This is a genomic window from Marinomonas sp. HM11-D, assembly GCF_057626615.1.
The window spans coordinates 305,185-329,147 of sequence record NZ_JBMMKT010000003.1 but is presented as its reverse complement, the minus strand read 5'-3'; the positions used below and the strand labels follow the sequence as shown (position 1 = coordinate 329,147).

Genomic DNA, 23,963 nt, shown 5'->3' with positions numbered 1-23,963 from the left:
CCATGCAAGCATTAGTTATGAAATCAGAAAGCGGTTGCCCGGTCACCACATCGTTAGCGATCGCCGAAGGTGTGGGCAATCCTCACGCCACCGTTATTAAATTGGTTCGCCAGAACGCCAGCGATTTTGAAGAGTTTGGCAATATTGGATTTGAAATCCAGAATTCAAACTCAGGTGCAGGGCGCCCAACTGAGTTCGCAGTTCTAAACGAACAGCAAGCAACGCTATTGCTAACCTATATGCGCAACAATGAAACGGTGAAGCAATTTAAGAAACGCTTGGTCAAAGCCTTCTTTGATATGCGCGACCAGTTGCAGGCACAAACGCCAGACATGACCCAGCTCAGCAAGATGGATATTTTGCGCCTCGCCATGGAGTCAGAGGAACAACGCCTAAAACTGGAGCAAGAGCGTCAAGCCCTAGAAGCCAAAGTGCAAGAGTACGAACCTAAGGTATTATTTGCTGAACAGGTTCAACGGGCACCTGACACCATCAGTGTGGCTGAAGCTGCTAAAATCATAGGAACTGGCCAGCGTCGTCTTTTCGACTTTCTCCGCAGTGTCGGCTGGATTTCACGACGAAACGAGCCATATCAAGAGAAAATCAACCAAGGCTTACTCAACGTGAAGCTTGGTAACTTTCAACACCCAGAGCATGGTTTAAAACAATCCGTCACCACCGTCGTGACAGGAAAAGGGCTAACCAAGCTCAAAGCCCTGTGGGATCAAGAGCACCCGAAATTGCATTAACCAAAAAAGCGCCCTACGGGGCGCTACATATCTGGTAACTTTATTGAGTTGATGGCACTAATAACTATCGATTCTAATTGTTGTAAATGTGTTGTTCGGTTTTGCATGGGAAACCTAGTCCAAACGTAAATAATGTCAGGGTCATATAAATCTGAGTAGATCCGAAAGACGTCGACTTTTCCGCGCTTCGGCTTAAGCTCAGAGTTAGATGTCCTTATAAAGCCTTTGACTTCATTGTTTCTGTTTGAGGTTTCTATGCCTTTATTGTCTAACGCTTTGTGAATTGAGTTCTGATGATCATCCAAATACTCCTCTAATGTATCTGGTGATGATAGCGTTCTGTCATATTTAGGTTTACCAGAAGTATTGGTCTTGATTTTCTCTAAGGTAAAGAGTTTCTTTTTATTTGTATCTATACAGTCAGCAAGAACGTCTGTATATCCGATTTCGATAGGGAAAATTGTTCTAATGGTTTCTGGTTGTGAGCCACCTAAATACAAGATTTCAACATACTCGCCAGTGTTTTGAGCTTTAGCCAAAAAGGTAACAACTTCATCTATATTGTTCATTTGGCTATCCTGCTAATTTTTAACTTTGCTAATTTCTGAAAGCATATTTCGGAAGCCTAGGATGGCTGTTTTCTTTCCGCCAGGTATGCGGTCTTTTGTGCAGTCGGCAAGCTCATAGCCTTCTGATCGTACAATTTTAAGCTGACAGCTATTTGCTGAAAGCATGGCTTTAAAGTCAGAGAGTGGGATAAGAGCAACCGCTTCGCTTGATGTGAAGATGGTGTTGACCACTTGGTTATAGCCTGAGTTATTTAGGCTTGTTCTCCCTGTTTTGTACTCCTTGATCTCGCCATTTACTTTAATAGAAAGGCTATCAAAGCGAGTATAAGCATTGCCTGAACCAGAGTTAGAGGAATCAAGCAAAGTAATGCCGACGATATCGGGTGATTTGCTAGACCATTTTGCCCCTAATTTCGTTACAACTGGGTCAAACATGCTGGCTTCAGGATTATAAAGAGAGTCAGGGCTCAGGGTGACAACGGTAGCATCGTCAAATTCATTGTGATCGATGTCTAAGTTGCCCATGCCTGCAAAACTGTCCATGCCATCCACCATTGAAGCGCAGCCAGTAAGCATTAGCGTTGATGCAGATAGAGCGATTAATGCCTTTTTCATAATTTCATCCTTGATCAATTGTTTATTGGGTCTTGGATGTTAGAACCAAACTAACCAAATCACAACCCGCCATCGAGCGGGTTTTTTTATGCCTGCGAGGTGGTGATGCTTCCATATCTAGATGAATGTGAGGTGTCGATCACCTCAAATGATCCGACTGTCGTTACTCGATCACGTTCCGGCCGCAAAGTGGTTCGTAACCTGGAGCAACAGCGCTGGGAGCTGGATGTGTCATGGCCAAGCATGCTGGACGATCGCGCCTGTGACGTTGAGGCTGCTTTAGATTCGATGAAGGGGCAGAGCGAGCAGGCGGACATCATTCACCCAGTGCGCAGTTATCACCCAGATGCTAATGGCTCATGGTCTGTTATGAGCACGGTTAATGCTGGTCTCAATCAGCTTTCTTTTGTGGGTAATGGCTCATTAACGATCGGCCATTATGTGCGCTTTGCTAGCCATCCCAAGGTGTATCGAGTCGTCTCTGTCTCCGGTTCTGTCCACACCATTTACCCATCGCTACGCCAGCGAGTGCTGGCCGCTGAGCAGATTCAAGTAAATGCCGTCGCCATTTCCTGTACGCGCATGGATGACGACATTTCCTATAAGCGCAGTGGTCCACTCACCAAAGTCTCAGCCAGTTTTGAAGAGCAGCTATAGCCATGATTATCCGCAACCTGATCAAACTGAATTTTAAAAATGGCTCCATGGCTCTGACCGATGGTGGCGTTTCTGTTAATTACAACGGTGTGGATTATGTGCCAACCGGATATCTGGCTGAGGACGGTATTAGTGATGTCGAGGAAACTCTCGAGATCACCACTAATGATATGGATGTCACCCTAAATATTGCCGATCCAAATGATCCGGTGCTTGCGTCATTTTATGCGGATGACTACCTAAACCAGCGTTTGAGCTATTACCGCCAATACATCTGGGACGACGGATCCGAAGAGTTCCACAAGATTTTCGAAGGTCGCATGGTCGAGTACGAGGCCAACGACTCTGAGAATGGTTACGAAATCAAAGTCACGGCCAGTGCCAATATCATCTACTGGCAGCAAAAGCGTGGCCGCACCACAAACACAGATTCACAAGCACAGCAGTATCCTGGCGATATGGGCTTTGAATTCGCCGGTAAAGAAACGGCAGATATCCGTTGGGGTAGGTAGTTATGGGCTTCTCATTAAAAAGTGCATTTAAAAGCATTGTTGGCACCCTAACATTTGGAGTAGTAGGTGGCACCTACGATGGCTTCAAGGTAACTAGTGATTGGGTAAGTGGTCTACTTAAGCCGGAAGAGCCAGAGCAAGGCACAACGGTCAATAAGCCTTCTTCATCAGCGTCTATCCCTGTTATCTACGGCACTATGCGCGTTGGTGGTACGCGAGTTGGATTAAGCAGCACCGGAGAAAATAATAAATACCTAAACTCAGTATTGGTGCAGGGCGAAGGCCCAGTGCAAGGGATTCGTGATGTTACTATCTCAGATAAGCCAGCAAGTGAATATGCTGAGAAGTTACGTTACACATTCCATTCTGGTACCTACGATCAGGAAGCCGACGCGGACTTTGTTGCTGAATTAAATGAGTGGACGAGTCAGCACCGCTTGCGAGGTATTGCATACTGTGCAGTGCGATATGAGTACGACAAAGACAAGTATTCTGGACTGCCAAACTTTGAGTCCGTGTTAGACGGCAAGCTACTTTACGATCCGCGCACGAGTACAGTTGGCTTTAGTGATAACCATGCCTTAGTTGTGCTGGATTACTTCTGCTCAACCGCCTATGGCGTTGGTATGGATCCTGATTTAGTGGACGTGGATTCGTTCATTCAGTCTGCCAATATTGCCGATGAAACTTATGAAAGCCGATCTAATAGCGGCATTCAGGTTAAGCGTTTTGCATGTAATACGGTAGTTGATACTGGTCAGCCACCACTTGAAAATATTAAGCGACTTGTTAGTGAAAGCCGTGCATTTCTGATTCAAACGGGTGGTCAGTGGCGTTACATCATTCAAAACGATGCAGCACCGAACCATACCATCACTTACGATGACATCATCGGCGATATTGCCCGCAACCCAAACGGTGCGCGTGATCGCTACAACAAAGTCACGGTTAAATACATCGATCCAGACTCTGAATGGCGTAAGAATGAGGCGACTTACCCAGTTGACGACGCAGAGTATCAAGCGTTTCTTCAGGAGGATAACTGGGAAGAGTCTCACGCAGACCTAACAGTCGATTCCTGTACAAATCGCTACCAAGCCCTTGATATCGCACGCCAAGCACTGCTTGAAAGTCGTTTAGGTGGTCAGCTAGCGTTTGATGGTCAGCCATGGATGATTAAGGTTCGTTGTGGCGATCTGGTTGTTATGGATGTGCCTGGATTAAATGACGGCATGCTATGGCGTGTTTCTTCGCGCACCTTGTCTGCTGACGGTTCAATTTCGTTTGAATTTGCGGCGTACGACCCGAGCATTTTTCCATGGATTGATTTACCGGATCAGTACGGTGCGACAAAGCCTAACGTCTCTGACTCTCGCTTTTTGCCTGCGCCTGCTGGTCTTTCGTTTGTACCACGTGAGTGGAATGAGCAAAGCGCCGGCACTCTAACTTGGCCTCAGTCTGCCAGCGCATTTGTGCATGACTATGCCGTGGAGGTGTTCCGCTCAAGCGATGGTGAGCAGGTATTTCAGTCAATCGTCGAAGTGTCTAGCTCTTGGACTAGTGGCTATCAGCCGCGTGTAACTTTGCCGTTTCTTCAAGATGACGTGTACGCAGCTAGTGTAAGAGCTCGCAACAGCATCACTCGCAGTGATCCAGCTCAGGTACTGTTTTCTACTGCGCAACCGCTAACAGGGATTATTTCAAACCTACATCAAGTAGGTGAGTTTGGTGAAAACCTTACTCTAAGCTGGAATCCAATCACGTCTGATGAGCTTGGCCGTTATCATGTCGAACTGTTTGATGTGACCAATAATGTCAGCCTGTACATCACCAGCGTTGCGGTCGAAACGATCACGATCAGTAACGAGATCTTTCAATCTATTGGCTACCCTCGATCGTTTGAGGTTAGGGTCTCTGGTGTAAACAAAGCGGGTCAGCCTGGTGCGTATGCATCATTGGCCATCGCCAAACCTAAGCCCGCTGCGCCGACGTACAGTATGACGGCGTCGTCTGATTCCCTGCATTTCACTGTCTCGCGTCCAAGCAACGCGACGGGCATTGGGGTGTGGGTGTCGACCATTGACCCAGTGACATTGATCGATGCGAACAATGTTTATCGCGGTGAGTCCTTGTCCGTGGTGGTCGATGGCCTTCAGCCTGATTCCGTTTACTACGTGGCGGTGGCGTCTTACGACTCGTTTGGTTACGGCGATGCAACCTACGACGAGCTGACCACGCTAGTTGACTCTGTGGCGATGGCCCTTAATCAATTGAAGGATCGTGATCTTTCGATTGAATACGAGATTGAGCAGATCAATATCGATCAACAGGCGCGCTGGTTAACGATCGACTCAAATCAGCAAGCGTCTCGTGCGCAAATGCTGGACGCTGCGCTTAAAGCGGCTCAGTTCAAGCAAGAGATCGAAGCCCGCGACGACGACTTTGCCACCATTATTAATGCCGTGGTGTCGGTTGATCCTGAAACGGGTGCCATCAGTAACCTTGCTTACCAATACACGGACGGCAAGTTTACCGAAGCCAGTCAGCGTATCGACGGTGTCGACGCCACAATCGAACTGCAAGCCCAGCAACTGACGACGGCTGAGCAGCGACTAACCGATGCGGAGTCTCAGCTTACGCTACAAGCAGGCTCTATCAATGCCCGTGTGACCTACACCGAGTTGAATGAAACCGTAGCCGGTGCGATCGCCGCGATCCAGCCCGCCTACGTAACTAACTTCAACACTGGTTTAGACGGCTGGACAGCACAAAACGGTACCGCCGACTACAACACCGGCGCATGGCTTGATCTGACCCTTGGCGATATCGCCTCGGACATGGATTACAGCGGCGCGGATAACCAAGTGATCCAGCTGGTTATCTCCCGTGATGCGGGGGCAGTGTGGGCGGGTAAGCTGCGTTGGTCTACGGCTAGCCATGGTTACACGTCTGAGCATGAGGCATCGATCACCGAGATCAACGACGACGGCCAGCAATACACCATCACCGTTGATCTAGGGAATAATGCCGACTACTCAGGCAATACGATAACCGGTCTTCGTATACTGCTAGGAGCTACTGTGGCGGATGTGTACCGCATCCACTCGGTGCAGGCGGGTAAGCGTACCGCTGCGCAAGCAGCATTAGAGGGGGTGCAGGGGCGCGTTTCCAGTGCCGAGCAAGAGTTAGATGCTATCAACGGTCAGCTTACTAGCTTTGTCACCGCCACTTGGTACGAAGAAAACAGTGTCACCATCAGCGATGTGCAACAGGAGCTGGACAGCTTTAACAGTACCTATGGCATCACTGCAACGCTTCAGCAATTAGCCGAAGATGGCACTGTTGAAAAAGCCAATGCCGCACAGTTATGGATCGACAGTGCTGAGTCGACGATCAGCCAGATTGTGCAATCAAAGGTCGATACCTCCATGACGCAAGTGCGTCAGGATCTGGACGCGCAAAACGGCACGATCGAGCAAAGCATCTCCTCGATCAATCAGCTCAAGCGCTCAGCGTTGCAGAACGCATTGGACGCAGCAAGGGCCGCTCGTGAAGGTCAACAGACCAATGACTCGGTGGCTCTGGTTAACTCTAAATCAGAGGCTAATGCAACGGACTACCAAGCATTGGCAAGCCGCACGGACACGCTTTCCACTGAGTTCAACGAGCAAAAAGCAATCTATCAGCAAGATATTCAAGTGCTGACGGATGCTGATAAAGCCCAAGTCGAAGCGACGACCGCTCTGCAGTCTGAATACGAGGATAATAAGTCATCTGTAGAGCAGCAGCTCACCACGCTCTCGAATCAGGATCAGACCTTTGCTCAGTCATTGCAGGAGCTGGTTTCCTCTTTGGGGGAAACGGTCGCAGAACTGCAGGAGTACAAGCGTACCGCTATTGGTTACTGTGTGGATGCCGATGGTAACCCAACTAGCCACGAAACGGCTGTGCTATGTGAGGCGGCGGGTAATACATGGATGGGCAACCGGCCAATCAGTGAGGCCTTGGAGAAAGCCAGCATCACCGTCACGGATGAGGATGGCAACGTCACACAGGCGCAAGTGCTCAATCTCATGCAAACCGCGATCAACGCCAGTGGGCGTGCCATCGCCACCGCAACACTATTGGCCACAGTCGCAGAGCAGCTGGCGGGTATCTTTCTAAACGTCGGTACCAGCGGTAGTGAAATCATCGCCCAAGCCGATCGCTTTAAGTTTAAAGCGGGGAACGGTACCAAAACGCCCTTTGTCATCGATGGCAATGATGTCTTTATCAATCAGGCCTTTATAAAAAATGGCTCGATCGATCAGGGTAAATTGGGCTCTGTCTCGTTTACCAAGATCACCGACATCTATGGCAACCAGGTAACGGACTTCACTGGGCGCCTAAAAGCGCAGTTCTTGGATGTGGCCAGCCTGCAGATTGGTAATGCCAACATCACCGGCGACCTGCAGTCCGATAACTATGTCTATGGCTCAAGTGGTTGGAGGTTACGTCAAAACGGATCTGTGGAGCTCAACAGTGCCACAGTGCGCGGGACGCTTTATGCGAACTCTATCTATGGCGGCGTAAACATCACGCAGGCTGTCAGTGTATCTGGAACTACTTGGGTGTCACCTGGCTTTCAGTATGCAACCGGCGACTTTGTCGAAATCAAGCGACTTTATGTCACGCTCAGCGGTAAGAGCGATGGTTATAAACCGTTTTTTAGTCTGCATTTTGCGGTGGATTCACGCGATGGGACATCCAGCTCTGCGGGCACAAAAACATCAGGCCTGCTGGCTCGCGTGGAGATCTATAAAAACGGAACTCGCATCCATCAACAACAGTTTGGCTGTCTTGCTAATGGCTTGGCGGGTGGCATCACTGCGGTGGGTACCTACGATGCCCGTTTAACTGGTGAAATCATGATCGTGCTTCGTGGCTATAGCCGCGAATCCTACTGCAACTTTTTTGAGGTTCGCGGCGTAATCGGCGGTTACGCCTAATCACTCTTTCTCTCTTTTAAATCTATTGGAGCATTTATGGCTTGGATTCAATTGCCGTCGGTCACAGTGGCCAACGGCTCAAAACTCGTTACCGTGCCGGGCGGCTATGACCTAGCCAACGTCGAGGCGGGCTGGTCATTCGATGTCGGCTCATACCGCGCCGAAATCCAAAGCGTCAGCGCACAGGACGTAAACGGCGTTACGACAATCACGCTTGCGCGCAACTGGGATGGCTCAAACGTCACCGCCCAGCCAGCGCAGATCGTCCCGATCGCAGGCGGTGAACTGTCTGTAATCAAACAGCTACAAGAAACCAACGACTACGCCGTCCAAACCCATGCCGCTATGCGTGACTACGGCGTAATCGACGCAGACATCACCCTCACACCCGTGGGCGGTGATCCTGTCACCATCAACTCCATGCCAAAGCAAGCGCGACTGGCCAGCGAGCAGCGTGCCGCCAACCAGCAAACATTCGACAGCCAACTTGCACAACAGCAATCGGACGTAAACGACCTGCTAGCCAACAAAACCGCCGACGGCGAAGACACTACACCCGGTGCGCTGCTTCAAGTAGGAGCCACGATTAAGCAGCTGGATACCACGAATAGTAATATTCGGTTTGAGCCGAGTGTGCCGCCGGTAATGTCGCTTGATTTCGTAAATCAGCGTTACCGTATTTATGATGGCTTAGCCAATGGTTTAGTCGATAAGAATTGGTCTGATGCTTTTACATTTACAAGAATTGGTAATGCTACTGGTCGGAATATTTTTGATCAGATTGAAACGGTTGCGACAGATGAGCCGCGAATTGTATTCAAGAATGGTGTAGCAAAAGGTTTTTTGAGTGAGGGTGCTGGTGAGAACTTTAAACTCAATAGTGAAGACTTATCTCAAGCAGGGATATCATACAATGGGATACAAGAACGTAAATACGAACCTTTCGGCGGGTACGGTACTGGTATAGGGGGGAGGACAAAAATTATTCCCTCTACGGCGGATACTGGAACCCATTATTTAGATGCCACAGGCTCTAATAACCCCATTACATACTCTAATGGGGATAAGATAACCTCATCGGCTATAGTCGAGAGGGCGGGATATGATTACGTATACTTAAGGCACTACCTTGCTTCAGGTGGAGTAACAGGGACTGGGATTTTTATAAATTTAGTTGACGGATCTTACGTAGTAGACCGAGAAGACTTGCTAGATGGCTATTCCATAGAAAAAATAGGCAATGGATTTAAGATTTCTATAACATCTACTATTACTGACGACTCTCTAAACTTAATTAGTAGGATTAGACCTGCACCTTCATTATCTATAGCGTCTTATGCAGGGGATGGCGTTTCTGGTATATATGCTACAGCATGGCAGATAAATAAGGGAGCCAAGACCTCCTACATCAAAACAGAAGCCTCACAAGCCACTCGTGATCCTGACTTCCTAACCCGACCAAGCCTGCTAAACGATAACGCTGGCACGATTGTTGTGTGTGGAGAAGTTCCTCTTTATAAAAATTTCAACCGAGCTATAAGCTTCGGGAGCTTAAACACTGATTACATAGCTCTTAGGATTTCGTCATCCTACGCATTTCTTGCTGAAATAAGAGTTAATGGGGCGGTATCATTTTCACCTAATACAATTGTTACACAAGGTGATGTTTTAAAAGCTGCGCTAAGTTATGAAAAAAACGATTCAGGTGTAACATTTAGTTTATATGTTAATGGCACATATATTGGTAGCACTGTTGTTTCCAATGTTCCGTCATCGGTGCAAAGTTGTGGCATTGGATACCATCTGGCGAGCTCATCTAGTCACTGGAACGCCCCAATCTCATTCGCAGACGTCTACCCAGTAGCGCTTTCCGCAGAAGACTGTATAGCAATTACAGGAGTATAAAAAGTGAGACAAATACAAGCCCCAAAACTTATCTATACACCTTCTGATTCAGGTTATGTAACAACATACGCAGTAGACGAGAACGGCAATCCTACTGATGAACTGGTCAATTTTGAAAAAAAGCTGGATGGTGTGTTTTTTATTGATACAGAGTTTTATCCAGAATTCCCCTTATGTGACCCAAAAGCGAACCACACAGTATTTTCAGGAGTGAAAACCTACTGCTACCGCTTTGAAACCGAAGAGCAAGCCCGCGCGGTGTTAGGCTACTGGTATCCAAGTGAAGAAAACGAGCCTATCCAAGCCATCTACCGCAAGGCGGATAAGCTCCGAAAAGAGCGAATCGTTGAAATTAAAGCCCAAGCTGAATTGATCTATGTGCAAGACGTCACAGATGATGACGGCAATACATGGAAGGGCGGGGAAGCCTCCGCAAACAAGATAAAGGGCGGGGTTGAGTTGGCCGAATTTGCTGGACTGACTGAGTTCACAGTGACAGACGCCAAGCGCAAAGAACACGTCATGACAATCAATGAAGCCAAGACCGTTGCTGCACTGATCGGCGCTGACTACCAGAAGAAATTCCTAGCCCGCCAAGCCGCCGTGCGCACACTTGAAAGCCTCGACTGCTTTGCCGCCGATGCCCTACAGCAAATCGCAAACGTCAAACTGGAGGTCTAACATGCCCAATGGTTGCGGACCAAGCTGGATGCCACGTTGGTTAACGTGGCTTTTTTTTGGCTGGTGGAATGAAGCTAGCTGCGATAAGCACGATGTAGGTTACAAAGAAGGCGGCGACGAAGTGCGCCGCTTTGAATGCGACTACAAATTTGTCCGCGCAATGCTTCGGGATGCTTCCCGGCTCGCATGGTACTGGCGGCTAGTTGCATACCCAGTCGCCGTCCTGTTCTTTGTTCTAGTCCGGCTATTCGGCTGGATGCACTTCAACTACACCAAAGAAGGTGTGACGTATTAAAAATAAACCCGCTCAATCAAAATGACTGAGCGGGCTCGATGGTAATGAAAGAGCGACTTAGCCAGAGTACCAGCCCGGCCAAGCCGTCAGAGCACGTAACCAGGCTACGTGAACCAACCCAAGGCTCTCCCACTGCTGCGCAGCGGGCGGGAGTCTACAGTTTTTTAAGTAGGTTCACAATGCAAGAAATACGATGCAAACGATGCAATAAACTATTAGCGCGAGGCATATTTGTCTCAATTGAGATCAAATGCCCGCGCTGTTCTTTCCTAAATGAGAGGGCCACGAGCCCCACTCATGGGGTACCAGACCATGGCAAAACCAATCATTCCATGGATCGGGGGCAAGCGGAAACTCGCTGAGCATATTCTGCCGTTGTTCCCAGCACACACAAACTATGTCGAACCGTTCTGCGGTGCGGCGGCGATCTTCTTCTTAAAAGAGCCATCAAAAGCGGAAATTATCAACGATGTGAATGGCGAACTCGTCAATCTATATCGAGTGGTAAAGCACCATCTTGAAGAGCTGTACAAGCAATTCAAATGGACACTAACAAGCCGCGAACACTGGAAAACACTAAAGGAGACCCCGCCGCATGTACTCACTGATATTCAGCGCGCCGCACGTTTTTTGTATCTTCAAAAACTGGCTTTTGGTGGTAAAGTTGAGGGACAAACGTTCGGCACCTCTGCCACCTCCCGACCGCGTTTTAACATCTTCACGCTTGAGCAAGACCTTGCTGACGCGCACTTTCGTCTGGCATCGGCCACGATCGAAAATCTAGACTGGGCAAAAACGATCGAAAAATACGATCGGCCTGATGCGCTGTTTTACTGTGACCCGCCATACTGGGAGACAGAGGGCTATGGTGTACCGTTTGAATTTGATCAATACGAACGCATGGCAGAGCTCGCCAAAACGATCAAAGGCAAAATGATCATCTCCATCAACGACCACCCAGACATCCGCGAAGTATTCAAAGATCTCAAAGTCAAAGAAGTCGACTACCAATACACAGTGGGTGGCAGCGATAAAGCCTCCGACTGCGTCGAACTCATCTACGGCAACTGGGATTTTGAGGAAAATCGGAAAGGGCAGGACGCACTATTTTAGTGACATGATTAATCTAATCAAAGCCGCTCTATGGTCCCTGTAGAGCGGCTTTTGAGTTTCCAATAGACCTGTAAGTCTTTGATTTTATTGCCATCAAGTGAGGGTGAAATACACCACTATGAGAGGTGTATTTTCTATTTAATTCAGTAGCTTACGCTTGAAGTGTAGCTACTTTGACATGGTGGAGGTCAGCAGTTCGAGTCTGCTTAGACCTACCAGAATTTTAAAGTATGATTTTAAATCAAAAATCATACAACAGAAGCCGAGCCACAAGCTCGGCTTTTCTGTTTCTAGCCCCTTCATATTTCAATTCTAATCTCTGCTTCACTTATTAAAATCAAGACGTATAAGGAGAGTTCTGTTCTTCTTGTGGGTGTGTCTGATGTATTGAGTGCTCGGTTAAGAGGGCCATGGTTGTCTAAGGCTTACGCAATTGCACAAATGAAATAATCATAGGGTTAAGATGTGATTCAGTTGTTGCTGTGCATAACTTGAACAAATCTTTCTTTGTATGATAAGGAAAATTTATAAATTCTTTTGAAGTTGATTTAGGTCAATGGTTTCAATGCCCAAATTTTTCTAATTGGTATCTAAACAAGTCCCACGATATTAAACTACTCTTATGAATCGAACGCTACGTTTTAAGGATGTTTTTGGTTCACGTCGCATTCTGACTTACGTAGTTTTTTGTAGTCGTTATGTTGTGTTTTTCAGAAAATTGAGCCAAATTAATTAGTTAGTAACTGTAATGTTTCGTTAGCCATGGATGCATTGAAACAACTTTTCCTTATAATCGCTCTGAAAGGTATGTTAACGCGAATGCTGTAGGTGCGAGTTGCATGATGCACTAGGCGCTTATGAAAAAGGTCTCTAAGGATTGTCTCTATGCTGAAGTTGTCTCTGATACATATTTTTGCAGTTATTGTTGCTGCTGTACTGGGTCTGTCTGGCTATTTTTGGCCAGCATTACTGGTGTTTGCTTTATCTGGGGCCTTAATGATTTTCCTCGCTCGTCACCATTCCGATGACGACAATGGAGCTAGCTTGGATGCGCATGGTTTCACATCCGATGCTGATAGCTATGTAGACAAAGCTGAAGCACAAAGACTGTTCAACGATGAACTGATTCCTATCCTAAATGTATGCAATGCTGACTTAGATAATGTTCTAACCACTCAGCAAAGTGCTATTGAGTTGTTGAGCTCTTCATTTGAGGACACTCACCGTCTTATCCGACAGCAGGAAGAGTGTATTCGTTCTTTGATTAATGATAGCCAAGACGGTTCTCGTAGTCACAGTGAGGTCATGCAGAGTTTTGCCGATCAAACGGCTAAGACACTGGATCGCTTTATTAATACGACAGTTGAAATGTCGGCAGAGTCAATGGACTTGCTTAGTAAGGTAAATGAAATCCACGAAGAAATGCCGGTCGTGACTAAAGCATTGAAAGATATTGACGATATTGCCGAGCAGACCAATTTATTGGCGCTGAATGCGGCTATTGAAGCGGCTCGCGCTGGTGAGGCTGGCCGAGGCTTTGCCGTGGTAGCAGATGAAGTTCGTACGCTATCGAATCGTTCTGCTGGCTTCAGTGTTGCCATTCAAACGCAATTGCAAAAGATCCAATCACAAGTGGCAGCGTTAACGACTTCCATGGAAAGTTTAGCCGCCCATGATGTGACCTACATTATGGAATCGAAGCGCAAAATGCAGCAGGTGCTAGAGCATATTGTTCAAAAAGCGGAAAGTGATGCTCAAGTTACAACAGAGTTGGATTCGTTGGCGGGCGGTATTGAAAATGCGATTTTTGCCGCCACTCGCGGACTGCAATTTGACGATATTAACCGTCAAAATATCCAGTACACCATCGAAACCTTGAAATTTATTGGCGAGCATTTGGAAAGTATTAAAAATACTTCCTTTGAAGATCTTGAGAATGTCATGAAAGATAAGCTTGAGAAAATCAAAGCTCGCAGCCAAGAACGTCATAACCCTGTCTCACAACAAGATGTGGGCAGCGGTGACATCGATTTATTTTAAAGATTTTAGGAAAGCATATGTCTCAGAAGTCACCTGTCGTCATCAGTATCCCTGAACGCTTCGATTTTAGTACCCATAAATGGTTCACTGAATCCTACGAACAAGCTTTAGCGAAAACTAACTTAATCGTATTGGACTTTTCTCGCGTGACCTACGTGGATTCCTCTGCCTTAGGTATGATGGTTTTGCTACGCCGAAAAATTAGTGCGGTGGGTGGTAAAGGCTTTGTTCGAAATGTTACGGGCACCGCCAAAGATATTCTAGAGATGGCTAACTTCCATACCTTATTCGAATACGAATAGGCCTAACTTATTATGTCATCAGAAAACTGCGTTCTAATTCTGGAAGATGATATTAGTACACGCCTGATCGTTTCTAAATCCCTATCGGCTCAGGGACTTGATACGGTTACTGCAACGACTATTGCGGAAGCCAAAGCGCTTATTCCCGAGCATGATATTGCTTTGTTTCTGCTTGATGTTCATTTGCCGGATGGAGACTCGACGGAATTAGTGAGAGCGCTTCGCGTGAGTCACCCATTAGTGCCAATTTTGGTAATGACAGGTGATTACGAGCAGAATCGTGTGGCTGAGTTTTTTGATTTAGGCGTTCGGGATTTTATTAATAAACCCGTACATCCTATTTTGCTTGCTAGCCGTGTGCGTAGTTTTATTCGTAATTCGATGACGGAGCGTGCGTTATTTGATGCCAATGAAATGTATCAACGCATTGCCCACGAAAAAGAACAAGAAGAAGAGCTGGCTCATTATGTCTATAACCATATCTTAAAAGTACATACGACTAAGGTAGATGGTTTAGAAACAGTCATTCGCTCTTCTGGCAGGTTTTGTGGTGATATGCTGCTCTCGGCAAAAGCTCCCAATGGTAATCTGATTGTTTTGCTAGCGGATGCTACCGGCCATGGTATGGCTGCCGCGCTAACGATTTATCCCATGGTGTCGACTTTTGCGGCTATGGTGTCCAAAGGTATGTCGCTTGGCGCCATTCTAAAAGAGCTGAGTGCAAAGCATAGCCAGTGTATTCCGCAGAACCGTTTTGTCGCCGCAGTGTTACTTGAGCTATCTTTAGTAGATAACAGCATACGCATTTGGAACGGTGGTATGCCGGCTGTGCTGATGTTTGATAATGAGGGTAACCTGAGTAAGGTGACATCTAACCATGTAGCCATTGGTATTCTGCCAGACGACATGGTCAGCACTAAAATGGAAGTCTTTGATCTAGACAAGGTCAGCAAAATTGCGATGTTTAGTGATGGTCTGATTGAAAATAAAGTAATTGATGGCCGTAGTTTATTATTCAGTGAAGCCTACGACATTATTGCCGCTAATTTGGGCAATCCTAAGTGCTTGCTGGATACCATGCATAGCTATGAAAACTTCACCAACGAATTGAATGATCATGATGATATGACGTTGGCGGTTTTAAATCTTAGTTTATTACGGGAAGAACTTAAACAAGTTGAAGAAGAGGCCAAACCACTACCTGGATCTTTCAGTTTTGATTTTGAATTAACGGGTAGCGCATTAAATAATGAAAAGTTTGCCTACACTCTAGTTGAGTTGCTGGGCACGTATGGCTTTCATAAAGATTTTTGCCAAAAAGCATTTACAGTAACCACTGAGTTATTCGTCAATGCAGTGGATCATGGCATATTCCATATCCCGTCTAAATTAAAAGAAGAAGACTTTATCGCTTATCTTACGATGCGAGAAGTAAAGCAAGCCTCTATTACCGCCACCGATAAAGTAGCGGTGAAATTCGCCTGGGATATGGAGTCTCACAAACTTGCTATTACTTTAAGCGATAGTGGCAAAGGTTATGCCATAGACAAATTAAAAGATTTGGGCGATGACGTAGCTTATGGAAGAGGATTGAAATTGATTACTTCTCTTTGTCATACATTTAGCTATGATCAAACAACAAATACTACCCATGTTACTTTAGATTATTAGAGGACTTTATGAGCAAGAAACTGCTTATCGTTGATGATTCACCATCTGTACGTCAAATGGTTGAAATGACTTTAAAAGGGGCTGGGTACACAGTTAAAGCCGCGAAAGACGGTCTAGAAGCATTAAACTTCTGTAAAAACGATCGCTATGATTTCGTCTTAACTGACCAGAATATGCCGAATATGGATGGCATTACTTTGATCAAATCTCTACGCGCTATGCCTAACTACGCTCGTACTCCTTTGATTGTTTTGACAACAGAGGCGAGCGATATGATGAAGCAAAAAGGGAAAGAAGCGGGTGCTACTGGCTGGATGGTAAAACCATTTGACCCTAAAAAATTGCTAGAAGTGGTATCAAAAGTATTGCGCTAACGATCAAAGCCAAAGTAGGTCTTTTCGGAGAGTTTGATGGATAACTTAAGCCAGTTCAACGAAGCCTTTTTTGAAGAGGCACAAGAGCACTTAGAGACAATGGAAACCATGTTGTTGGATTACGACGTGGTTGAACCAGATATTGAAGTGCTGAACAGTGTCTTCCGTGCCGCGCACTCAATTAAGGGTGGTAGTGCCATTTTTGGCTTTAATGCAATGACTGGCTTGACCCATGTTATGGAAAACATGCTCGACCGCGCTCGCAACGAAGAGCTGGAGTTAACCCATGAATTAATCACGGTGTTACTGGAAACGGTCGATGTACTAAAAGATATTCTACATAACTATCGCAATGACGAAGAGATTGATTGGGAAATCATTGAAGCAAGCAAGGCTCGCTTAGAGTCGGAGCTGGCTCAGGCCATGGCGCAGCAAGGCGAAGCTTCTGCAAATACACCAGAAGCCACTGCAGTAGAGGACGATGAAGGCTTCGGCTTTTTTGAAGAAATGGAGCCCTCTGATTCGTCTGAGGACGAAGGCTTCGGCTTCTTTGATGAAGAGATTACTGCTTCGACCAAGTCTGATGATGAACAAGGCTTTGGTTTCTTTGACGACAATATCGCAAGCGACGCGGAGGAAGACCAAGGTTTTGGTTTCTTTGACGATGCGCTGGGTACCGAAGCGAAAGCGAATGAACCCAGTGCGTCAGAAGAAATTGAGGGCTTTGGCTTATTTGATAACTCAGATCTAGCGGCTAGCGATACAGAGTCTAAAGACCAATCTGAAAGCACCTCTGTAGATGCTGCTATCGCTGAAAAGTCGCCTGAGGGTGAAGGCTACGGTTTCTTTGATGAGGCGATGAAGGCCCGTCAAGCGCAAGATAAAATCGATAACGCTCAAGGCTACGGTATTTATCCTAAGGATGAAACGTCAGCAATGGCGGAAGAACCGAGCAAAGGTTCAAAAAGTCGAACTAAACCAGCGCCCAAAGCGGCCGCGGGCGATGCTAAAAATGTTGAAGCCACCAGTATCCGTGTTGAGACCGTTAAAATCGACAAGCTGGTTAACCTTGTTGGTGAACTTGTGATTACTCAATCCATGTTGAATTTGATTGGTAACGAGGTTCAAGAGAGTGTTGCTGAAAAAATGATGGGTGCCTTGGCAGAGCTTGAGCGTAATACCCGTGAGATTCAAGAAGCCGTGATGTCGGTGCGCATGCTGCCAATTTCTTTTGTGTTTAACCGCTTTCCACGCTTGGTTCGTGATTTATCCGTAAAAATGGATAAGCAGATTGAGTTAGTGATTGAAGGTGCTAATACTGAAATCGATAAAAACTTGGTAGAGAAAATCTCTGACCCGTTGACTCACTTGATTCGAAACAGTGTTGACCATGGTATCGAAAGAGCCGATGTGCGTAGAGCTGCAGGCAAAGTTGAGAAAGGTACGGTCCGTCTAGCTGCCATGCAAAAAGGCGGCGAGATTGTGATTTCTATCTTGGATGATGGCGCTGGCTTGAATCGTGAACGTATTTTGGCCAAGGCCGAAGAAAAAGGCATTGAACTACCAAGCCCGTTAACAGATGACGCCGTTTGGCAGCTGATTTTTGCCCCTGGCTTCTCAACCGCTGCTGAGGTAACTGATATCTCAGGTCGCGGAGTGGGCATGGATGTGGTACGTCGTAACATTGAGTCCTTAGGTGGTCGAGTTGAAATTAACTCCTCGCAAGGGATCGGCACCGAGTTTGTGATCAGTTTGCCACTGACTTTAGCGATTCTCGATGGCATGTGTGTTGAAGCAGAAGAGCAAATCTTCGTTGTGCCTTTAGTGAATATTATTGAGAGTATTCAACCGATGGCCGATCAAATACGAGTGATTAAAGGTGGCAAAATCCTTTGGGCACGAGATGAATACTGGCCATTAGTAGATATTGGACGTGTACTTGGCGGCCGAGAGGAAAGTATCGATAACATTGATTTGTCCGAGTACATCATTGTGTTGGTAGAGACCTCTAAGAATCGTTTTGGTCTGGTGGTAGATACACTTGTTGGTCAACAACAAGTAGTGATAAAAAGTTTAGAACGCCATTATCGTCGTGTAGACGGTGTGGCTGGGGCCACCATCATGGGTGATGGTGGGGTTGCGCTTATTCTTGATGTCGATTCATTGACTCAGTTTATTAGTTCAGATTTAGGAGGCCCGTCTTATGCCGTCAGAGCAGCAGGGTAACGTTTCATCTATGCCAACTCGTGAATTTCTGACCTTTGTTTTAGGCGATGAAACCTATGCACTGGACATCATGACTGTGAAAGAAATTCGTGGTTATGAAGCAACAACAAAAATTGCCAATGCCCCAAGTTTTATCAAGGGGGTGATTAACCTTCGCGGTGACATTGTTCCAATCATTGATCTACGTATTAAGTTTGGTATTGGTGAGCCAACTTATAACGAATGGACTATCGTGATTATGTTAAACATCCATGAGCGCATTGTCGGCATTGTGGTTGACGGTGTATCGGATGTGATGAATCTGGAAGACGAAGAAATCCGACCAGCTCCTGAGTTTGGTGTGGCATTTGATAGCCAATATCTTCACGGCTTAGCGGCATTGGAAGATAGCATGGTTATTATTGTAGATATCGAAGCACTGATCTCTAGCGATGAACTGGGCATTTTTGAAGCGGTTTAGTTGCTAATAAATAGGTTTCTTGGTGTTCATTGCTCGTGCTCAAGTCTGAATTTTGCGATGACGGACGAACTTAGATAAGAAGGCAAAAATTATGTTTAAAGGCTTATTTGCGAAACCTTTAGAAGAAGGGCAGGTGATTGTATCCCAAAGCGAGCTGACTAACTTACGTGGGCAGTTGGATGCCTTATCTAAGTCTCAAGCTATCATCGAATTTGATTTGAAGGGCAACATTCTATTTGCCAACGATAATTTCCTAAATGCTCTAGGCTATACGCTTGATGAAGTGGTGGGTAAGCATCACTCCTTGTTTGTCGATGATGCTATGCGCAATAGCAATGAATATCCTGCCTTTTGGGGCAAGCTTGCTGCGGGGGAATTCCAAGCGGGTGAATTTTGCCGTATTACCAAGCAAGGCAAACGTATCTGGATCGAAGCTAGCTACAATCCAATTTTTGATGAACACGGCAAGCCATTCAAAGTGGTCAAGTTCGCCACCGATGTGACGCAGAAGAAAAATCAAAACGCGGATTATGCTAGTCAGCTAGAGGCTATCTCCAAAGCTCAGGCAGTTATTTCGTTTAACTTAGATGGTGTGATTTATGAAGCGAATGATAACTTCCTAAATGCACTTGGCTACAGCGCTACTGAAGTACGCGGCAAGCATCATAGTATGTTTGTTGATCCAGCTTACAGCCAATCCGAAGAATACCGTGATTTCTGGCGCAAACTAAAAGCGGGTGAGCACTTTGTTGGACGTTTTCCACGAGTGCGTAAAGACGGTAAGGTGATCTGGATTCAGGCGAACTACAGTCCTATTCGCGATGCACTGGGTAGTATTTATAAAGTCGTTAAGTATGCAACAGATATTACGGCTCAAGTAGAAGCTGAGCAGCAACTGCAAAGAGCAGTAGAACAAGTTAACGAAGCCATTGAAGCGGCTATTTCAAATGATCTAACCAAGCGTGTCTCACTTGATGGCAAAACGGGTTCATTATTAAGCCTGTGCCAGGGTGTGAATGGTTTGTTGGTAACCATGACTGATGTGATCACGCAGATCAAAGGAGCGGCCGATGCGGTATACCTCGGTGCGCGTGAAATCTCAAATGGCAACACAGATTTATCGCGCCGTACAGAACAACAAGCAGCGAACCTAGAAGAGACGGCTTCGAGTATGGAGCAGCTGACCAGTACCGTGCGTCAGAACTCAAATAACGCTCAGCAAGGTACGGCTTTAGCATCGAATGCGGTGTCGGTAGCCAGTGCTGGTGGTGAGTTAATTGATCAAGTGGTGACAACCATGTCATCGATCAATGCTTCATCACAAAAAATTTCTGACATCATTGGTATGATTGATGGGATTGCCTTCCAGACCAATATCTTGGCGCTAAATGCGGCAGTTGAGGCGGCTCGAGCAGGTGAGCAAGGTCGTGGATTTGCTGTAGTAGCCTCTGAAGTACGTACCTTGGCGCAGCGTTCTGCGAATGCCGCGAAAGATATCAAAGGTCTGATTTCTGAGTCGGGTTCTAAGATTTCAGTGGGTAATGAGCTGGTGAATAAATCTGGCGAAACCATGAAGGAAATCGTCGAAGCGATTAAGAAAGTTAGTAGCATCATGAATGATATTTCTTCTGCTTCCTCTGAGCAGTCGACAGGTCTTGATGAGATTGGTAAAGCCGTATCGCAGATGGATGAAATGACGCAGCAAAACGCTGCCTTGGTAGAAGAAGCGGCTGCCGCATCTGAAAGTTTGTTGAATCAAGCAGACCAGCTGGCAACGAACATGGGCCAATTTGTCATTGAAGAAGGTCACATGGCATCGTCGTTTAAACCTAAAGCAGCGTTAGCGGCGCCTAAACCCGCATTGTCTGCCTCGAAGCCTACGCTGAAAAAGCCTGAGACAACGATGAAGTCACAGCCAAAGCCAGCCGCGCCTAAAGCTGCTGCACCCAGTAAACCAGCTCCAAAACCAATGCCAAGCAAGCCTTTACCAAAACCAAGTGTACAGGATGACGATGGTTGGGAAGAGTTCTAGCTGTCTCATAGATAGGACTCAATGTTTAAGTCGTAAAATTGCCTTTTAGTGTGTGACAAATTGTGAATCGAATGGACCTGTAAAGGACTTTGTATGAATATCAAACTATCAATGAAATTTGTTATTTTGGCAGTGTTAGTGATCATTGCCATTGGTGTGCCGACGAAGTTTTTTTTCGAAACAGAGTCCTCACTTATCAAGGCAACAGAATCGGAATTGGCTGGGATTGATCCCACTGCTAAGTTGATTCTTTCTCTGTCAGCTCTTCAAGACTACCGTGATATGTCTATCGTACAGGTAAGTCAAAGAGCGATCGATAAGGGGAAATTGCAGCAAGCTTGGCAAGCGGCCAATACGGCTCTTAAAGCTATGCAAAGCGCGTTAGCAGAGACCTACCCTGGATCTGACTCCAATAGGCATTTAGCAAATGCTGTGAATAATTTTAATGCTATTCACAGTAAGGTTATCAGCGGTGAAATTACAGCTGCAGACATGTATGCGGCGTTTGAGCAAGTGTCTGATGAACTCTTGTATGAGGTGATTCCTCATATTATGGAGGAATCCGGTTTAAGTTATGATCCAACTGCTACGACTTATCATCTGATCATTGCCAACAATCAGAGCCTACCGTCAGTGCTTGAAAGCATCTCTCTTCTTCGTGCGAAAGGTACTGAAATTCTCGCGAGCAGTGTAATGGCACCAGCACAGCAAATTAGCAGTCTTGAGCTGATCATGGCTGGGGTCAAAGTACCTCTAGACAACTTGGTTCATAACTTAGAGGCGGCTTCTGAGTCGACTGATGATCCTCGTGTAGCGGAGCAACTACAAAAAGCTCAAATGATTGAGCGTGAGATTGAAGTGCTGTTTGGTCTGACTCAACGAAATATCATTGATGCGAATGTGCTGAATTATGATGCACAGGTATTCTTCCAAGATGTTAGTAATCAATTAGGCGCGTTAAATGCGTTTTTTACTGAAAGCGAAAATATCTTAGCGTCCATGCTTGAAGAGCGAATTGAAGAATCTAATTCGTCAGTGGTTAGCAGTATGTGGATCATTGGCGTGGTGTTGGTTGCTTTGGTTCTAATCTGTGTCTTGGTAGTTCGTGGCCTGAACCGTTCTTTGAAAGCCGTTGCTGAAGCGACTCATTCCATTGCCAATGGCAACTTCAAAATTGCATTAGATGTAAAACGCAAAGATGAATTTGGTCCAATTAACCAAGGCATTATGGCTATGGCTAAGCGTCTGGGTGAGGCGCAAGAGGAAGTACAAACCCAGATGGAAGACGCAAGACTGAGACTGATTGAGTCGACACGTATTGAAGAAGCCTTAAATGCGACATCGACCAACGTTATGGTTGCTGACGCTGAGCGTAAGATCGTTTACATGAACCGCTCAGTGGAGACTATGCTACGCAGCGTAGAGAGCGAGTTGCAAAAAGTATTGCCGCATTTCAAAGTGGATACCATTGTTGGTTCGAAAATGGATATCTTCCACAAGAACCCATCACATCAAGCGGATCTATTAGCCTCTTTGGAAAAAGTTCACCAAGCTCAGATTAAAGTCGCTGATCTACATTTCCGTCTGATTGCTAACCCCATCTTTGATAAGAGTGGGCAGCGCATTGGCTCGGTTGTGGAGTGGGCGGATCGCACCAGTGAAATTCAAGCAGAGCAAGAGATTAGCCATCTGGTAGAAGAAGCGGCAGCGGGTAACTTTACGATTCGTGCCAAGGAAGAAAATAAACAGGGCTTTATGCTGTTTATGGCGAAGTCTCTGAATGAATTAATGTCGACGGCAGATCATGGTCTATCGGATGTCGGTCGAGTATTGATGGCCATGTCTGAGGGCGATCTAACCCAACGCATTACCGAAGATTACCAAGGTCAGTTTGATAACCTTAAACGCTTCTGTAATGAAACCTGTGAAAACCTAACGGCTATGGTGCGTGAGATCCAAGACGCGGCAGAAACGATTAATCACGCAGCGTCAGAAATTGCACAAGGTAACTCGGATCTGTCGGCTCGTACTGAAAGCCAAGCCTCTAGCCTTGAAGAAACCGCGTCTAGCATGGACTTGATGACCGGTAGTGTGCGTCAAACTTCTGAGAACGTTCGTAGTGCAAGTAGCCTAGCGAATGATGCGTCGAAAGTAGCGAAACAAGGTGGCGAGCAGGTAAAACAAGTGGTGACAACCATGTCTTCCATTAATGAAGCTTCTCGACAAATCGCCGATATCATCAGCATTATCGATGGTATTGCCTTCCAGACCAACATCCTAGCGTTGAATGCAGCGGTAGAAGCGGCGCGTGCTGGCGAGCAAGGTCGAGGCTTCGCTGTGGTGGCGTCGGAAGTTCGTACTTTGGCGCAGCGCTCAGCCAATGCGGCGAAAGACATTAAAGAATTGATCAATGACTCTGTGTCTAAGGTCGAAGACGGTAACAAGCTGGTAAATCAATCTGGTCTCATTATGGAACAGATCGAGTCGTCTATCAGCCGTGTAAACGAATTGATGTCTCAAGTGGCATCGGCATCTTCTGAACAAGCAACTGGTTTAGATGAGATTAACCAAGCCGTTGTACGAATGGATGAGATGACGCAACAAAACGCAGCCCTAGTAGAAGAGGCTGCCGCAGCAGCAGACAGCATGCGTTCTCAAGCATTCAACTTGCAGCAGAACGTACAGCGTTTCAATGTTGAAGGCGGGCGTACTACACCGACATTGCGTTTGACTAAGGGACATTAATCGCTTTTAAACTTACATAGGTTGTAGTG

18 protein-coding genes, 1 tRNA gene and 1 pseudogene are annotated in these 23,963 nt (G+C 46.3%); 18 read left to right on the top strand and 2 right to left on the bottom strand.

What is annotated here, in order from left to right; translation table 11 throughout:
* The first annotated feature begins 2 nt into the window (after positions 1-2).
* The gene (locus ACOSVP_RS06045) at positions 3-749 is read left to right on the top strand and encodes a phage antirepressor KilAC domain-containing protein (RefSeq protein ID WP_487346590.1); all 747 of its coding nucleotides are present in this window, start codon (positions 3-5) and stop codon (positions 747-749) included.
* A gap of 23 nt (positions 750-772) precedes the next feature.
* Here ACOSVP_RS06045 and ACOSVP_RS06040 read toward each other — a convergent pair whose 3' ends face one another.
* Together ACOSVP_RS06040 and ACOSVP_RS06035 are read right to left on the bottom strand one after the other, a co-directional pair.
* Entirely contained in the window at positions 773-1,318 is a 546-nt protein-coding gene (locus tag ACOSVP_RS06040; RefSeq protein ID WP_487346589.1) for a hypothetical protein, read from the bottom strand.
* Between the two features lie 12 nt (positions 1,319-1,330).
* On the bottom strand, positions 1,331-1,933 hold the full coding sequence (locus ACOSVP_RS06035) for a hypothetical protein (RefSeq protein WP_487346588.1): 603 nt from the start codon (positions 1,931-1,933) through the stop codon (positions 1,331-1,333).
* 105 nt (positions 1,934-2,038) lie between these two features.
* Here ACOSVP_RS06035 and ACOSVP_RS06030 point away from each other — a divergent pair, with 105 nt between their 5' ends.
* The 17 genes and pseudogenes from ACOSVP_RS06030 to ACOSVP_RS05950 all read left to right on the top strand — a co-directional run bounded on the left by ACOSVP_RS06030 (position 2,039) and on the right by ACOSVP_RS05950 (position 23,934).
* Entirely contained in the window at positions 2,039-2,590 is a 552-nt protein-coding gene (locus tag ACOSVP_RS06030; RefSeq protein WP_487346587.1) for a hypothetical protein, read from the top strand.
* A 2-nt stretch (positions 2,591-2,592) separates the two neighbouring features.
* Positions 2,593-3,102: a hypothetical protein gene (locus ACOSVP_RS06025; protein WP_487346586.1), complete on the top strand. Its 510-nt coding sequence runs from the start codon at positions 2,593-2,595 to the stop codon at positions 3,100-3,102.
* A 2-nt stretch (positions 3,103-3,104) separates the two neighbouring features.
* Entirely contained in the window at positions 3,105-8,090 is a 4,986-nt protein-coding gene (locus tag ACOSVP_RS06020; protein WP_487346585.1) for a phage tail tip fiber protein, read from the top strand.
* Positions 8,091-8,126: 36 nt separating this feature from the next.
* Positions 8,127-9,995 carry a phage head spike fiber domain-containing protein gene (locus tag ACOSVP_RS06015; RefSeq protein WP_487346584.1) on the top strand — a complete coding sequence of 623 codons (1,869 nt, stop codon included), beginning with the start codon at positions 8,127-8,129 and terminating at the stop codon, positions 9,993-9,995.
* A 3-nt stretch (positions 9,996-9,998) separates the two neighbouring features.
* Entirely contained in the window at positions 9,999-10,676 is a 678-nt protein-coding gene (locus ACOSVP_RS06010; RefSeq protein ID WP_487346583.1) for a hypothetical protein, read from the top strand.
* A gap of 1 nt (position 10,677) precedes the next feature.
* Positions 10,678-10,971 carry a hypothetical protein gene (locus ACOSVP_RS06005; RefSeq protein ID WP_487346582.1) on the top strand — a complete coding sequence of 98 codons (294 nt, stop codon included), beginning with the start codon at positions 10,678-10,680 and terminating at the stop codon, positions 10,969-10,971.
* Positions 10,972-11,009: 38 nt separating this feature from the next.
* Positions 11,010-11,333, top strand: a complete 324-nt coding sequence (locus tag ACOSVP_RS06000) for a Com family DNA-binding transcriptional regulator (RefSeq protein ID WP_487346581.1) — start codon at positions 11,010-11,012, stop codon at positions 11,331-11,333.
* Positions 11,284-12,084 (top strand): DNA adenine methylase, encoded by an 801-nt coding sequence (locus ACOSVP_RS05995; protein WP_487346580.1) that lies wholly within the window; start codon positions 11,284-11,286, stop codon positions 12,082-12,084. Before ACOSVP_RS06000 ends, ACOSVP_RS05995 begins: the two co-directional genes overlap by 50 nt.
* A 123-nt stretch (positions 12,085-12,207) precedes the next feature.
* A tRNA-Ser gene (locus tag ACOSVP_RS05990) sits at positions 12,208-12,302 on the top strand.
* Positions 12,303-13,527: 1,225 nt separating this feature from the next.
* A pseudogene (locus tag ACOSVP_RS05985) lies at positions 13,528-14,124 on the top strand (methyl-accepting chemotaxis protein); the annotation flags it as partial.
* 17 nt (positions 14,125-14,141) lie between these two features.
* Positions 14,142-14,426, top strand: coding sequence for an STAS domain-containing protein (locus tag ACOSVP_RS05980; protein ID WP_487346579.1), 285 nt, complete (start codon positions 14,142-14,144; stop codon positions 14,424-14,426).
* Between the two features lie 12 nt (positions 14,427-14,438).
* Complete coding sequence (locus tag ACOSVP_RS05975) at positions 14,439-16,097, top strand: ATP-binding SpoIIE family protein phosphatase (RefSeq protein ID WP_487346578.1); 1,659 nt, start codon at positions 14,439-14,441, stop codon at positions 16,095-16,097.
* 8 nt (positions 16,098-16,105) lie between these two features.
* Positions 16,106-16,471 (top strand): response regulator, encoded by a 366-nt coding sequence (locus ACOSVP_RS05970; RefSeq protein ID WP_487346577.1) that lies wholly within the window; start codon positions 16,106-16,108, stop codon positions 16,469-16,471.
* A gap of 36 nt (positions 16,472-16,507) precedes the next feature.
* On the top strand, positions 16,508-18,697 hold the full coding sequence (locus ACOSVP_RS05965) for a chemotaxis protein CheA (RefSeq protein ID WP_487346576.1): 2,190 nt from the start codon (positions 16,508-16,510) through the stop codon (positions 18,695-18,697).
* Positions 18,675-19,157, top strand: coding sequence for a chemotaxis protein CheW (locus tag ACOSVP_RS05960; protein WP_487346575.1), 483 nt, complete (start codon positions 18,675-18,677; stop codon positions 19,155-19,157). Before ACOSVP_RS05965 ends, ACOSVP_RS05960 begins: the two co-directional genes overlap by 23 nt.
* 91 nt (positions 19,158-19,248) lie before the next feature.
* A complete protein-coding gene (locus ACOSVP_RS05955; protein WP_487346574.1) occupies positions 19,249-21,189 on the top strand; it encodes a methyl-accepting chemotaxis protein in 1,941 nt (646 codons plus the stop codon).
* A 93-nt stretch (positions 21,190-21,282) separates the two neighbouring features.
* Positions 21,283-23,934, top strand: a complete 2,652-nt coding sequence (locus ACOSVP_RS05950; RefSeq protein WP_487346573.1) for a methyl-accepting chemotaxis protein — start codon at positions 21,283-21,285, stop codon at positions 23,932-23,934.
* Positions 23,935-23,963 lie beyond the last annotated feature (29 nt).

What these genes read in the sequence shown, in the direction of transcription:
- ACOSVP_RS06045 (WP_487346590.1), top strand. Translation starts at nt 3, where the DNA reads ATGCAAGCATTAGTTATGAAATCAGAAAGCGGTTGCCCGGTCACCACA.
- ACOSVP_RS06040 (WP_487346589.1), bottom strand. Translation starts at nt 1,318, where the DNA reads ATGAACAATATAGATGAAGTTGTTACCTTTTTGGCTAAAGCTCAAAAC.
- ACOSVP_RS06035 (WP_487346588.1), bottom strand. Translation starts at nt 1,933, where the DNA reads ATGAAAAAGGCATTAATCGCTCTATCTGCATCAACGCTAATGCTTACT.
- ACOSVP_RS06030 (WP_487346587.1), top strand. Translation starts at nt 2,039, where the DNA reads ATGCTTCCATATCTAGATGAATGTGAGGTGTCGATCACCTCAAATGAT.
- ACOSVP_RS06025 (WP_487346586.1), top strand. Translation starts at nt 2,593, where the DNA reads ATGATTATCCGCAACCTGATCAAACTGAATTTTAAAAATGGCTCCATG.
- ACOSVP_RS06020 (WP_487346585.1), top strand. Translation starts at nt 3,105, where the DNA reads ATGGGCTTCTCATTAAAAAGTGCATTTAAAAGCATTGTTGGCACCCTA.
- ACOSVP_RS06015 (WP_487346584.1), top strand. Translation starts at nt 8,127, where the DNA reads ATGGCTTGGATTCAATTGCCGTCGGTCACAGTGGCCAACGGCTCAAAA.
- ACOSVP_RS06005 (WP_487346582.1), top strand. Translation starts at nt 10,678, where the DNA reads ATGCCCAATGGTTGCGGACCAAGCTGGATGCCACGTTGGTTAACGTGG.
- ACOSVP_RS06000 (WP_487346581.1), top strand. Translation starts at nt 11,010, where the DNA reads ATGGTAATGAAAGAGCGACTTAGCCAGAGTACCAGCCCGGCCAAGCCG.
- ACOSVP_RS05995 (WP_487346580.1), top strand. Translation starts at nt 11,284, where the DNA reads ATGGCAAAACCAATCATTCCATGGATCGGGGGCAAGCGGAAACTCGCT.
- ACOSVP_RS05980 (WP_487346579.1), top strand. Translation starts at nt 14,142, where the DNA reads ATGTCTCAGAAGTCACCTGTCGTCATCAGTATCCCTGAACGCTTCGAT.
- ACOSVP_RS05975 (WP_487346578.1), top strand. Translation starts at nt 14,439, where the DNA reads ATGTCATCAGAAAACTGCGTTCTAATTCTGGAAGATGATATTAGTACA.
- ACOSVP_RS05970 (WP_487346577.1), top strand. Translation starts at nt 16,106, where the DNA reads ATGAGCAAGAAACTGCTTATCGTTGATGATTCACCATCTGTACGTCAA.
- ACOSVP_RS05965 (WP_487346576.1), top strand. Translation starts at nt 16,508, where the DNA reads ATGGATAACTTAAGCCAGTTCAACGAAGCCTTTTTTGAAGAGGCACAA.
- ACOSVP_RS05960 (WP_487346575.1), top strand. Translation starts at nt 18,675, where the DNA reads ATGCCGTCAGAGCAGCAGGGTAACGTTTCATCTATGCCAACTCGTGAA.
- ACOSVP_RS05955 (WP_487346574.1), top strand. Translation starts at nt 19,249, where the DNA reads ATGTTTAAAGGCTTATTTGCGAAACCTTTAGAAGAAGGGCAGGTGATT.
- ACOSVP_RS05950 (WP_487346573.1), top strand. Translation starts at nt 21,283, where the DNA reads ATGAATATCAAACTATCAATGAAATTTGTTATTTTGGCAGTGTTAGTG.